At 71.7% G+C, this 11,595-nt stretch carries 11 protein-coding genes, 1 pseudogene and 1 riboswitch; of the genes and pseudogenes, 5 read left to right on the top strand and 7 right to left on the bottom strand.

Annotated elements, in window-relative coordinates; translation table 11 throughout:
• Positions 1 to 125 precede the first annotated feature (125 nt).
• Positions 126 to 890, top strand: a complete 765-nt coding sequence (locus tag IEX31_RS00645) for a CPBP family intramembrane glutamic endopeptidase (RefSeq protein ID WP_188741505.1) — start codon at positions 126 to 128, stop codon at positions 888 to 890.
• On the opposite strand, the gene IEX31_RS00640 is transcribed toward IEX31_RS00645, so the two are convergent.
• Positions 836 to 1,285, bottom strand: coding sequence for a hypothetical protein (locus IEX31_RS00640; RefSeq protein ID WP_188741504.1), 450 nt, complete (start codon positions 1,283 to 1,285; stop codon positions 836 to 838). The two genes, IEX31_RS00645 and IEX31_RS00640, sit on opposite strands and share 55 nt — an antisense overlap.
• Before the next feature lie 138 nt (positions 1,286 to 1,423).
• Here IEX31_RS00640 and IEX31_RS00635 point away from each other — a divergent pair, with 138 nt between their 5' ends.
• Positions 1,424 to 1,618 carry a hypothetical protein gene (locus tag IEX31_RS00635; RefSeq protein ID WP_188741503.1) on the top strand — a complete coding sequence of 65 codons (195 nt, stop codon included), beginning with the start codon at positions 1,424 to 1,426 and terminating at the stop codon, positions 1,616 to 1,618.
• 72 nt (positions 1,619 to 1,690) lie between these two features.
• Here IEX31_RS00635 and IEX31_RS00630 read toward each other — a convergent pair.
• The 6 genes and pseudogenes from IEX31_RS00630 to gcvT form a co-directional block, all read right to left on the bottom strand.
• A pseudogene (locus IEX31_RS00630) lies at positions 1,691 to 1,795 on the bottom strand (hypothetical protein); the annotation flags it as partial.
• Positions 1,796 to 1,935: 140 nt separating this feature from the next.
• On the bottom strand, positions 1,936 to 2,643 hold the full coding sequence (locus IEX31_RS00625) for an anti-sigma factor family protein (RefSeq protein ID WP_188741502.1): 708 nt from the start codon (positions 2,641 to 2,643) through the stop codon (positions 1,936 to 1,938).
• On the bottom strand, positions 2,640 to 3,146 hold the full coding sequence (locus tag IEX31_RS00620; RefSeq protein WP_188741501.1) for a sigma-70 family RNA polymerase sigma factor: 507 nt from the start codon (positions 3,144 to 3,146) through the stop codon (positions 2,640 to 2,642). Before IEX31_RS00620 ends, IEX31_RS00625 begins: the two co-directional genes overlap by 4 nt.
• 75 nt (positions 3,147 to 3,221) lie before the next feature.
• The gene (gene gcvP, locus IEX31_RS00615) at positions 3,222 to 6,116 is read right to left on the bottom strand and encodes an aminomethyl-transferring glycine dehydrogenase (protein ID WP_188741500.1); all 2,895 of its coding nucleotides are present in this window, start codon (positions 6,114 to 6,116) and stop codon (positions 3,222 to 3,224) included.
• A gap of 15 nt (positions 6,117 to 6,131) precedes the next feature.
• Complete coding sequence (gene gcvH / locus IEX31_RS00610) at positions 6,132 to 6,503, bottom strand: glycine cleavage system protein GcvH (RefSeq protein WP_188741499.1); 372 nt, start codon at positions 6,501 to 6,503, stop codon at positions 6,132 to 6,134.
• A 14-nt stretch (positions 6,504 to 6,517) separates the two neighbouring features.
• Positions 6,518 to 7,705, bottom strand: coding sequence for a glycine cleavage system aminomethyltransferase GcvT (gcvT, locus tag IEX31_RS00605; RefSeq protein ID WP_188741498.1), 1,188 nt, complete (start codon positions 7,703 to 7,705; stop codon positions 6,518 to 6,520).
• 146 nt (positions 7,706 to 7,851) lie between these two features.
• Positions 7,852 to 7,957: riboswitch (glycine riboswitch) on the bottom strand.
• Between the two features lie 381 nt (positions 7,958 to 8,338).
• Here gcvT and IEX31_RS00600 point away from each other — a divergent pair.
• The 3 genes from IEX31_RS00600 (at position 8,339) to nadA (ending at position 11,595) form a co-directional block, all read left to right on the top strand.
• Positions 8,339 to 9,289, top strand: a complete 951-nt coding sequence (locus tag IEX31_RS00600) for a DUF559 domain-containing protein (RefSeq protein WP_188741497.1) — start codon at positions 8,339 to 8,341, stop codon at positions 9,287 to 9,289.
• A gap of 255 nt (positions 9,290 to 9,544) precedes the next feature.
• Complete coding sequence (locus tag IEX31_RS00595) at positions 9,545 to 10,249, top strand: NUDIX hydrolase (protein WP_188741496.1); 705 nt, start codon at positions 9,545 to 9,547, stop codon at positions 10,247 to 10,249.
• Complete coding sequence (gene nadA, locus IEX31_RS00590; protein WP_188741495.1) at positions 10,246 to 11,595, top strand: quinolinate synthase NadA; 1,350 nt, start codon at positions 10,246 to 10,248, stop codon at positions 11,593 to 11,595. Before IEX31_RS00595 ends, nadA begins: the two co-directional genes overlap by 4 nt.

Here is an 11,595-nt window from a genome sequence, read left to right as displayed (position 1 = left end):
CACCCCCGGCGCAAACGCTCGGGGAAACCGTTACCGACGCGCAATCTACGAGCCGACGGTCTCGCACATTCCAGCCCTCGAGCGCAGGATTCTTGCGTCGTCGGGCGGCATGCGAGGATATCCGCATGTCGACTGCACGCCGCCTGCGGGTCGAGGTCGCCATCGTCCTCGGACTCTCGCTCGGGGCATCCGCCGTCTACGCCGTGGTCTCGCTCATCGCGAAGCTCACCGAGGAGCGCGCGCTCGGCGACCAGTCGGTAGCCCTCAATCCATCGCGATCGACCCGCGAGTGGCTCGACTTCACCTACCAGTTCCTCGACCCGTTCTTCGGCCTGTTCGCCGTCGCGCTCGTGCTGTACCTGCTCTGGCAGCCGGGCGTCGACCCGTTCCGCCGCATCGGCCTCGACCTCTCCCGGCCCGGTCGGGACGCGGCATCCGGCCTGCTGCTCGTCGCCGTCATCGGCCTGCCTGGACTCGCGCTGTACGCGACCGGACGGGCGCTCGGCCTCACGGTGGCCGTGCAGACGTCACCTGCGGACTGGTTCTGGTGGACGGTGCCCATCCTCGTGTTCCGCGCCCTCGAGGCGGCGCTCACCGAGGAGGTCATCGCCGTCGGCTACCTCTTCACCAGGCTCCGGGAGCTCGGTGTCGGGCCGTGGGCCACGATCGTCTCGAGCGCGCTGCTGCGCGGGACCTACCACCTGTACCAGGGTTTCGGCCCGTTCGTCGGCAATGCGGCGATGGGCGTCGTGTTCGGCTGGTGCTACCAGCGCTGGGGGCGAACGATGCCGCTCGTCATCGCGCACTTCGTGCTCGACGTGGTGTCGTTCGTGGGCTACCCGCTCGCGGTCGGCTGGTGGCCCGAGCTCTTCGTGCCCTCCGCGGACTGACGGACGCGAAGCGGATGCCGCGGTCGCGGCGTCTGCGGCACGTGCTCGCCGCGTCCCAGCGCGACGACGGTCGCCGGCATCGGTTGCAGCACCTCCTCAGGCGGCTCGACGCGGAGGTCGGAGTCGGTCGCCCGCACCCTCGCCCCGTCGTGCCAAGTGCGTCGGCTCGGCGTGCAGACGGCGGAGAATCCCTCGTCGCCGAAGACTCCCCCGCTCGGGAAGTCGCTCATGAACTGCGCCCGGCGCAGGGCAGCAGCGGTGCCCGGGTCACGGCGTTCGAGGAGACCGGCGCGTTGTTCGAGCCCGATGCCGCGGGCGGTGAGCACCGAGGTGCCCACGATGAGCCCCACGAACGCGACAGTCGCGAGCGTTGCGATGAGATCGACGGAGATCATGCCCACCCCCAAGACGAGAGAACCTCAGTGTACTCCCGAGGCGCTTCGACGGGGCATCCCCGATGCGCCGCGTCGCCGGGCTCGCGAGCATGGATTCGACCTCGGTCGATCCGCGCCGCGGTCAGGGGGGACGGAACCATGGACCTGGCACACGCCATCATGGCGGGCGGTCTCGCGGCCCGCGCGACGGAGCGTCGCTTCACGACCACCGAGACCGAGATCCGCGAGGCGGAGCGGCGCGTGGCCGCGCGCCGTACGGCAGCGGCCGCGGCATCCGGACGGCCCGAGTACGCCGAGCGGGGCCGTCACGCAGCCAGGCCCGCCCGAGCCTGACCGCGGGGTCGTCGAGGCCAGTCGTACGGGCGGCCATGGCGGCGGCCCACGGGCGACCGCCATGCCGACGGATCAGCCCGCGATCTTCTCCCCCGCCGGCGTGAGCACCCACCACACGTCGTTGACACCCTGGCCGTTGGTGTCGCCCGCGGCCGTATCGCCGGCGAAGGTGTAGAGCGGCCAGCCCGGGTGCGATGCGAAGCTTCATGGTGGAACCCCTCTCCTGTTCTCCTTCTCGGAACCGCGAGGGCGGTCGAAGGAGAACACGAGGCGCCGTCCCGAACGGTTCACCACGGCGGGCGCCGATGCGGCCCGACTCAGTCCGGCGTCCCGAGCAGGAGCATGTCACCGCTCGCCACCGCCCGGATCTCGAGCGAGGCGATGTCGTCGAGATCGACGGCGGTGCCCGCCTCGAGCCGTGCCGTCGCGCCGGGACTCGCACGCCAACTCGACAGCTCCCTGCGCGTCCCGTCGCGGTCGACGACGTAGAGCGCGTACGACCAGCCCTCCTGTGGCGCGTCCGCGTCGGTGCCGTCGGATTCGTAGGTGCAGTCGAGGTCGATTCGGGTTCCCCAGGCGACCGGCGTCAGCTCCGCCGTGGCCGTCACCGGAACCTCGGCGACCGTCTCGAACGCGACGACCTCGACGCCCGGGGGCGTCCGGGTGAGCCCGATCGGCACGACCACCGCCGTGAGCGCGACCGCCCCGGCCGCGGCGGCCACCGCGTACCGCAGTCGCGTACGGCGGATGCGACGACGCCGCGCCTCGTGGCGAACTGCCGCGAGCAGCTCGGGTCGCGGCGCCGGCTTGGCGTCCACGCCCTCGCCGTCGTCGAGCAGCGCCTCGGCACGCTCGGGGGTCAGCCGGGCCAGCAGTCCCGGCATCGGCGCGAGCTCTTCGACGGCCCGCCGGCAGCGCTCGCAGGTCTCGAGGTGACCCTCGTACTCGCGGCGCTCGGCGGGTGAGAGGGCGCCCAGCACGTAGGCGGAGTCCCAGTCGGCGAATCGCTCGTGGTCGGCGTTCATCGGGTCACCCCTTTCTCCTGCAGGGCCAGGCGCAGCGCACGGAGGCCGTAGTGCAACCGCGACTTCACCGTGCCCTCGGGGATGCCGAGCCGGCGGGCGACCTCTGCGATGCTGCGTCCGCCGTAGTACGCGTGCACGATCACGGCGCGATGCTCGTAGTCGAGCCCGGCGAGCGCCTCCTCGACGAGCAGGCTCTCGAAGAGCGCGTCGGTTCCGTCGGAGCTGACCCGTTCGGGCGTCTCCGCGACGCCGATCTCGTGGCGGCGCCGGGCGCTGCGCGCCTCGTCGATCACGAGGTTCCGTGCCACGGTGAACATCCACGCCCTGGTCGACTCGGGCTCCTGGGCGAGGATGCGCGGGCTCCGCCACGCGCGCAGGAGCGTCTCCTGCACGATGTCGTCGGCTCCGACGGGGTCGCCCGTGAGGTGCACGACGTACCGCCACAGCGATGGCGCGTGGGCGTCGTACAGCTCGACGAGCCGGCGATCGTCATCCAGCGGCATCCGTCACCTCCTGCCTGTGACAACGATGCCGAGACCGGTACGGTTCAGCGGCGCGACGCTCCGGACTCCGTTCGCCTACGCGAACGCCTCGATCGGCGGGCAGGCGCACACGAGGTTGCGGTCGCCGTAGGCCTGGTCGATGCGCCGCACCGGCGCCCAGTACTTGTCGCGCACCAGCGAGTGCACGGGGTACACGGCCTGCTCGCGCGTGTAGGGGTGGGTCCACTCCGTCGCCGCGATCGACTCCGCGGTGTGCGGCGCGTTGTGCAGCGGGTTGTCGTCGGCGGGCCACTCGCCCCGGCCCACGGCGTCGGCCTCCGCCTTGATCTGGATCATCGCCTCGACGAACCGGTCGAGCTCGGCGAGGTCCTCCGATTCCGTGGGCTCGACCATCAGCGTGCCGGCGACCGGGAACGACATCGTCGGGGCGTGGAAGCCGTAGTCGATGAGGCGCTTCGCGACGTCGTCGACACTGACGCCGGTCTCGGCGGTGAGCGGGCGCAGGTCGAGGATGCACTCGTGCGCGACGAGCCCGTTCTCACCCGTGTAGAGCACCGGGAAGTGGTCGCGCAGGCGCGCCGCGACGTAATTCGCCGAGAGCACCGCAGCGGCCGTCGCCTGCTTCAGCCCCTCCGCGCCCATCATGCGCACGTACGCCCACGAGATCGGCAGGATCGACGGGCTGCCGTACGGCGCCGCCGACACCGGCCCGCCGCCGTGCGTGATCCCGCCGGCGTGATCGGCGCGCTGCGCCATCGGGTGCCCCGGCAGGAACGGCGCGAGGTGCGCCTTCGCCGCGACCGGGCCGACGCCCGGGCCGCCGCCCCCGTGCGGGATGCAGAACGTCTTGTGCAGGTTGAGGTGCGACACGTCGCCGCCGAAGTCGCCGAACCGCGCGTAGCCGAGCAGGGCGTTGAGGTTCGCACCGTCGATGTACACCTGACCGCCCGCGTCGTGCACGGCCTGTGCGATCTGCCTCACCTCGTGCTCGTACACGCCGTGCGTGGAGGGGTAGGTGATCATGAGCGCAGCGAGGTCGTCGGCGTGCTCGGCGATCTTCGCCCGCAGGTCGCCGAGGTCCACGTTGCCGAGCGCGTCGGTGGCGACCACCACGACCCGCATGCCGGCGAGCACTGCGGATGCTGCGTTGGTCCCGTGTGCGCTCGACGGGATGAGGCACACGTTGCGCGCGTCGTCGCCGTTCGCACGGTGGTAGCCGCGGATGGCGAGGAGTCCCGAGAGCTCGCCCTGGCTGCCGGCGTTCGGCTGCAGTGAGACGGTGTCGTAGCCCGTGACCTCGGCGAGCCAGCTCTCGACCTGCTCGATGAGGCCGAGCGTGCCGACCACGTCGGCCTCGGGCGCGAACGGGTGCAGGTTCGCGAACTCGGGCCAGGTCACCGATTCCATCTCGGTCGCGGCGTTGAGCTTCATGGTGCACGAGCCGAGCGGGATCATGCCGCGGTCGAGCGCGTAGTCGCGGTCGGCGAGCTGTTTCAGGTACCGCATCATCTGCGTCTCGGACTGGTGCGTGTTGAAGACCGGGTGCTCGAGGTACGGGCTCGTGCGGCGCAGGCCTTCGGGCAGGCTGGCGGCGAGCTCGCGCAGCGACACGGGAACCTCGGTGCGGGCGTCGAAGCCGAACGCCTCGACCACGAGCGAGAGCTCCTCGGCAGTAGTGGTCTCGTCGAGCGCGACATGCACGGTCGCCTCGTCGGCCTCCCACAGGTTCAACCCGAGCGCGCGGGCGCGCGCCACCACGTTCCGCGCGAGTCCCGGCACCTGCACGCGGATCGTGTCGAAGTATGCGTCGTGCGCGAGCGTCAGCCCGAAGCCGGTGAGCGTGTCGGCGAGTGCCTTCGCCTTCGCGGCGGTCGTCACGGCGATGTGGCGGATGCCGCGGGGCCCGTGATAGACGGCGTACATCGACGCCATGACGGCGAGGAGGACCTGCGCGGTGCAGATGTTCGACGTCGCCTTCTCGCGGCGGATGTGCTGTTCGCGCGCCTGCAGGCTGAGCCGGTACGCGGGGTGGCCCGCGGCATCCTGCGACACGCCCACGAGTCGTCCCGGCAGCTGCCGCTCGAGGCCCTTTCGCACCGCCATGTACCCCGCGTGCGGCCCGCCGAAGCCCATCGGCACACCGAACCGCTGCGACGTGCCGACCGCGACATCCGCCCCCAGTTCGCCCGGGCTCGTGAGCAGCGCCATCGCGAGCAGGTCGGCCGCGACGACCGCGAGCGCGCCCTGCTCCTTCGACGCGGCGATGACGGATGCCGGGTTCCACACCCGGCCCGACGCGCCCGGGTACTGCACGAAGATGCCGAAGTGCTCGCCGAGGGCGACGACATCCGTGCCCTCGTCGAGTTCGGCGACGACGAGCTCGATGCCCACGGCGGCCGCGCGCGACGCGAGCAGCGCGTGCGTCTGGGGCAGCGCGTCGGCGTCGACCACGAAGCGGTTCGACGGCGACTTCGAGGCACGGCGGGCCAGGAGCATCCCCTCGACGACCGCGGTGCCCTCGTCGAGCATCGACGCGTTCGCCGTGTCGAGGCCCGTGAGGTCGGCGACCATCGTCTGGAAGTTGATGAGCGCCTCGAGCCGGCCCTGCGAGATCTCGGGCTGGTACGGCGTGTACGCCGTGTACCAGCTCGGGTTCTCGAGCACGTTGCGGCGGATCACCGCGGGGGTCTCGGTGCCGAAGTAGCCGAGCCCGATCATCGAGGTGCGCACCGTGTTGGCGTCGGCGAGCGCGCGCAGCTCGGCGATCGCCTCCCGCTCGGTCGCCGCCGCGGGGATCGCGGAGTCGACGACCTCGCGCATCCGGATCGCGGTCGGCACGGCGGCCGTCATGAGCGCGTCGAGCGAGTCGTAGCCGAGCGCCGCGAGCATCCACTCGTGGTCGTGCGGCGTCGTGCCGATGTGCCGCCGCCCGAAGGCGCCGACGTCGAAGGCAGAGGAGGTGCTGGTCATGGGGCTGCGGCTTCCTTATTCGCCGGTGAGGGCGCGGTACTCGTCGTGGCTGAGGAGCTCGGGCAGGGCGGCGGCGCTCACCTTGATGAGCCAGCCCTCGCCGAACGGGTCGCTGTTCACGAGCTCGGGCGAGTCGATCACGGCCTGGTTCGCCTCGACGACCTCGCCGTCGACGGGGGCGAAGAGCTCGCCGACCGACTTCGTCGACTCGATCTCGCCGACGACGCTCCCCGCGGTGACCGCGGTACCGGCGGCGGGCAGGTCGACGTAGACGACGTCGCCGAGCTTCTCGGCGGCGTAGTCGGTGATGCCGATCGTCACGGTGTCGCCGTCGGCGCGCACCCACTCGTGTTCCTCGGTGTACTGCAGGGCGGTCTGGTCGGTCATGCTTCTCTCCTCGGTCACTTGGTGCGCTGGTAGAACGGTGGCTTGACGACGGATGCCGCGACCCGCGTGCCCCGGACGTCGACGTACAGCCCACGGCCGGTCTCCGCGGCATCCGGAGCGACGAACGCCATCCCCACGGGATGCCCGAGCGTCGGCGACGGCGCGCCGCTCGTGATCTCGCCGACCTCGCGGGCGTCGTCGCCCTCGCCGTCGAACACGGCGTAGCCGGCGCGCGGTGCGCGGCGACCCTCGGCGGTGAGGCCGACCAGCACCGGGGCATCCGCCGCCGGTCCCCGCTCGACGGCGGCGCGCCCCACGAAGTCGCCGTCCTTGTCGAGGGCGACGACGCGGCCGAGGCCGGCCTGCACCGGCAGGATGTCGCGGCTGAGCTCGTGGCCGTAGAGCGGCATGCCGGCCTCGAGGCGCAGGGTGTCGCGGCTCGCCAGCCCGCACGGCACGACGCGGGGCCCGCCGGTCTCGCGGAGTGCCTCCCAGAGGGCGGGTGCGCGATCCGGGGCGAGGTAGAGCTCGAAGCCGTCCTCGCCGGTGTACCCGGTGCGTGCGATGAGCACGGGCTCGCCCTCGAACGTCGCGGGGAACGCGCGGTAGTACTTGAGTGCGTCGAGGCTCGCGTCGAAGTCGTCGGCGTCGTTGCCGGGCCCGTCGACGCCGAACCCCGGCGTCTCCCGCAGCACGGTACGTGCATCGGGCCCCTGGAGCGCGACCAGGGCGATGTCGTCGCTCTCGTCGGAGACGAACGTGTCGAAGCGGTCGGCGCGGGCGCGAAGCTCCTCGGCGACCACCCGCGCGTTCGCGGCGTTCGCGACGACCATGTAGCGATCCTCGCCCGTGCGGTACACGACGAGGTCGTCGATGATGCCGCCGTCCTCTGCGAGCAGCAGCGAGTACTTGGCCTGCCCCATCGCGATTGCCGAGAGGCGGCCCGCGAGCGCGTGGTCGAGCGCGGCCGCGGAACCCGGACCGAGCAGCACGATCTCGCCCATGTGCGAGAGGTCGAAGATGCCCGCGTGGGTGCGAACGGCATGGTGCTCGGCGAGGTCGCTCGAGTACCGCACCGGCATCTGCCACCCGGCGAAGTCGGTGAAGCTCGCGCCCGCGGCGCGATGCACCGCATCGAGGGGGCTGCGCCGCTCGGGTGCGGATTCGGTGGTGCCGGGGGCGGTGGTGCCGGGATCGGTCACGGAGTTCTCCAGAGTCGCGTGGGCGGTCGGCGGATGCCGCTGGGAACTCCCCCTCTGTCGTGGGCCTGAGAGATTCACGCGATCGCTCGCGCTTTCACCGTCGGCGGGATATGGGCGGGAATGCCCGATCCGCTTTCCAGAGCGGCCTCGTCATCGCGGTGCGGTTGACCTGAGAGATTGGCGGGGAGGCTTGCTCCTTCGGTGCCGGCGCGAGTTCCTGACGGAACCGGCCGGCTCTCCCGCGACGCGTCGATGGCCCGGTATGAGGTTGTACGGCCGATCCTAGCCGACGCCGCGTGCCGCCGCCTGCCTCGCGGTGCACACGTGCGCTCTGATGCGGCTCCCCGACGCGTCCCGGACAGAAGTCGCAGTCGAGCGCCTCAAACGCCCGCGATCACGTGCACGACTGCGACCTTGCCTGCGCGCCTCTACAGAAGTCGCAGTCGTGCACCCTCAGCTGGGCCCATCGTTCTCGCCCGGGCCCTCGTTGCATCCTCGCGACGAGTCGCAGTCGTGCGCCTGAACGGCCGCGATTGCCTGCACGACTGCGACTTTTGATCTCGGGCTCCGGCCGCGCCGGGTCGGCTGTGGACAACGCGCGCGGGGCGCCCCACGCTCCGGAATGCTGGCGGGATGCGCCGACCCGGGGTGTTGCCCACCGAACTCGCAGCGGTCGGCGTCTTTCCGGTGGCGCGGGCACGGCAGCTCGGCGTCACGCGTGGCCGGCTCGCGGCATCCGACCTCGTGACTCCGAACCGAGGCGTGCGCAGGCTCGTGGACGTGGATCCCGACCTGCGTGCGACCGTGCTGGCGCTCGCCGGACGGATGACGCCGGCGCAGTTCTTCAGCCACTCCACCGCTGCCCGACTGAACGGAGTGCCGCTGCCGTCGGCGGTCGAGGCCGACGGGCGACTCCACGTCTCGGTGCTCGGCAGGGCGCCGATGCCGCGGATCCGCGGTGTGCTCGGCCACCGGCTCGACGCGGAGCGCACCCGGGTCATCACCGCCGGCGGCGTGCGGGTGACGGATGCCGCCACCACCTGGTGTCAGCTCGCCGCGATGCTCTCCCTCGACGACCTCGTGGCCGCGGGCGACCACATGCTCACGGGCAGTGCCGCGAACGGCGGACGGGTCGCGACGGCGACGATCGTGACGCTGACCGCCGCCGCCGAACTGCACCGCGGGTCGCCCGGCGCAGCGCGGACGCGTGAGGCGCTCCCGCTGCTGCGCGTCGGCCCGCTGTCCCCACGCGAGTCGCTCCTGCGGCTCCGGATGCTCCGCCACGGCCTTCCCGAGCCGCAGCTCAACCACCCGGTCCCCGAGTGCCTGGTCGACGGACACGTGCCGCATGTCGACTTCGCGTACCCGGAATACCGGGTCGCCATCGAGTACGAGGGCGACTACCACCGCTCGCCCGAGCAGTTCCGCCGCGACATCCGGCGCTACGAGCGCCTGCAGGATGCCGGCTGGATCGTCATCCGGGCCGCCGCCGATGACGTACCCGACGATCCGGCCGCGCTGCAGGCCGCCGAGCTCGTCGAACGGATCGAACGACGCCTGCGATCGCGGGGTTGGCGACCCTGACCCGGGGACGCGCGCGGGGCGGCATCCGGCGATCGCCTGTGGCCGCGCATGAGTCGCAGTCGTGCGCCCTCTGACAACTCGAGGCGTGCACGACTGCGACTTCTTCGAAGGGGCGGCCGCGACATCCGGCGACCGCAACCGCCGGGCATCACGCGTTTGTGTTCAGGTCATCGTGACTGTAAGCTGGGCGCAGCACACTTCGAGTCCTTCTGACTCTAAGACGAGGGCCCGAACACACGCGGGAGGTGAGGACGGATGCCGCAGCCCAGCGACCTCCTGACGCGCCTCGCCGTGTCCACCGTCATCTTCGCGCTGCGCCCCGACCACTCCGGCCGGTCCGTACTCTGGACGCCCCTCGTACGTCGCACGCGCGAGCCGCAGCGGGGGTACTGGGCGCTGCCCGGCGGCTGGCTCCCGCCGAACGAGGAACTCGAGGTCGCCGCAGCACGCACGCTCCGCGCGACCACGGGACTCGCGCCCAAGTACCTCGAGCAGCTCTACACGTTCGGGCAGGTCGACCGCTCCCCCGGGGCCCGGGTGGTGTCGGTCGTGTACTGGGCACTCGTGCAGAGCGACGAGGCCGCCCGCGCCAGCGCCGGGCCCAACGTGCGCTGGGTGCCGGCCGACACCCTGCCCGCACTCGCGTTCGACCACAACCGAATCATCGAGTACGCCCTCTGGCGCCTGCGCAACAAGGTGGAGTACGCCGAGATCGCGCACGCGTTCCTCGGCGAGACGTTCACCCTCGCCGAGCTCCGCGAGGTGTACGAGGCGGTGCTGCAGCGCAGCCTCGACCCGGCGAACTTCCGGCGCCAGATGATCGCCTCCGGCCGCCTGCGCGAGACGGGCGAGCGGCTCGCCGGCGCACCCCACCGTCCCCCGAGGCTCTACCGCTACGACACCTCCGCCGTGACGGCCGAGTCTCGCGAACCGTTCATGAGAGAGAGGCCAGCGTCATGAGCACCCCCACCATCCCGACCCGAGCCGCGGCATCCGTCGACCGCACGATCCGCCTGATCACCACGGGTGCCGCCGACGGCGCGGCCTGCTCGCCCGACCTCGCGAAGGGCCCCTGGGAGTTCGACTCCGGGCCCGCGGGCTACGGCCCCGGCTCGTCGATGGGCGACGTCATTCCCACCGGCTCGCCGCGCCAGGGCGCACTGCCCGAGGAGTATCGCACGGCGTCCGACGAGGAGCTGCACGCACGCATCCGAGCCGCGAAGGCGACGCTCGGCGACCGGGTCGTGGTGCTCGGCCACTTCTACCAGCGCGACGAGGTCGTCGAGCACGCCGATTTCACGGGCGACTCGTTCCAGCTCGCGAACGCCGCGAAGGGGCGGCCGGATGCCGAGGCCATCGTGTTCTGCGGCGTGCACTTCATGGCCGAGACCGCCGACCTGCTGTCAGGCCCCGAACAGGCCGTGATCCTGCCGAACCTCGCCGCGGGCTGCTCGATGGCCGACATGGCCGACGAGTCGAGCGTCGAGGAGGCCTGGGAGCAGCTCGAGGAGGTCTACGGCGACCTTTCGGCGCCGGGCGCCGATGGCCGCGTGCCGGTCATCCCGGTCACGTACATGAACTCGTCGGCCGCACTCAAGGGGTTCGTGGGCCGCCACGGCGGCATCGTCTGCACCTCCTCGAACGCGAAGACCGTGCTCGAGTGGGCGTTCGAGCGCGGCGAGCGCGTGCTGTTCTTCCCCGACCAGCACCTCGGCCGCAACACCGCCAAGGCCATGGGCGTGCCGCTCGAGCAGATGCCGATGTGGAACCCGCGCAAGCCGCTGGGCGGCAACACGCTCGACGAGCTCGAGGGCGCCCGCGTCATCCTGTGGCACGGCTTCTGCTCGGTGCACAAGCGCTTCACGGTCGACCAGATCGATGCCGCACGTGCGCAGCATCCCGGCGTGCAGGTCATCGTGCACCCCGAGTGCCCCATGCCCGTCGTCGACGCAGCGGATGCCTCGGGGTCGACCGATTTCATCGTCAAGGCGATCCAGGCGGCGCCCGCGGGTTCGACCTTCGCGATCGGCACCGAGATCAACCTCGTGCAGCGCCTCGCCGCCGAGCACCCCGAGCACACGATCTTCTGCCTCGACCCGGTGGTGTGCCCGTGCTCGACGATGTACCGCATCCACCCGGGCCACCTCGCGTGGGTGCTCGAGGAGCTCGTCGCCGGTCGCGTCGTCAACCGCATCGCCGTGGCCGACGAGGTGGCCGAGCCGGCGCGCCTCGCACTCGAGCGGATGCTCGCGGCGAAGCCGCCGGTCGCGGCGCCCGGCGCGCCCGCGGCACCCGGGGCGGCCTGA

It is taken from the genome of Agromyces bauzanensis, assembly GCF_014645655.1.
In the GTDB taxonomy this organism is placed as follows: Bacteria; Actinomycetota; Actinomycetes; order Actinomycetales; family Microbacteriaceae; genus Agromyces; species Agromyces bauzanensis.
The sequence above is the reverse complement of the archived record's forward strand: the minus strand, read 5'-3'. Positions and strand labels throughout refer to the sequence as shown.

Bases quoted from the DNA above. Each gene is read 5' to 3' on its own strand.
- IEX31_RS00645 (WP_188741505.1), top strand. From the start codon at position 126: ATGTCGACTGCACGCCGCCTGCGGGTCGAGGTCGCCATCGTCCTCGGA.
- IEX31_RS00640 (WP_188741504.1), bottom strand. From the start codon at position 1,285: ATGATCTCCGTCGATCTCATCGCAACGCTCGCGACTGTCGCGTTCGTG.
- IEX31_RS00635 (WP_188741503.1), top strand. From the start codon at position 1,424: ATGGACCTGGCACACGCCATCATGGCGGGCGGTCTCGCGGCCCGCGCG.
- IEX31_RS00625 (WP_188741502.1), bottom strand. From the start codon at position 2,643: ATGAACGCCGACCACGAGCGATTCGCCGACTGGGACTCCGCCTACGTG.
- IEX31_RS00620 (WP_188741501.1), bottom strand. From the start codon at position 3,146: ATGCCGCTGGATGACGATCGCCGGCTCGTCGAGCTGTACGACGCCCAC.
- gcvP (WP_188741500.1), bottom strand. From the start codon at position 6,116: ATGACCAGCACCTCCTCTGCCTTCGACGTCGGCGCCTTCGGGCGGCGG.
- gcvH (WP_188741499.1), bottom strand. From the start codon at position 6,503: ATGACCGACCAGACCGCCCTGCAGTACACCGAGGAACACGAGTGGGTG.
- IEX31_RS00600 (WP_188741497.1), top strand. From the start codon at position 8,339: ATGCGCCGACCCGGGGTGTTGCCCACCGAACTCGCAGCGGTCGGCGTC.
- IEX31_RS00595 (WP_188741496.1), top strand. From the start codon at position 9,545: ATGCCGCAGCCCAGCGACCTCCTGACGCGCCTCGCCGTGTCCACCGTC.
- nadA (WP_188741495.1), top strand. From the start codon at position 10,246: ATGAGCACCCCCACCATCCCGACCCGAGCCGCGGCATCCGTCGACCGC.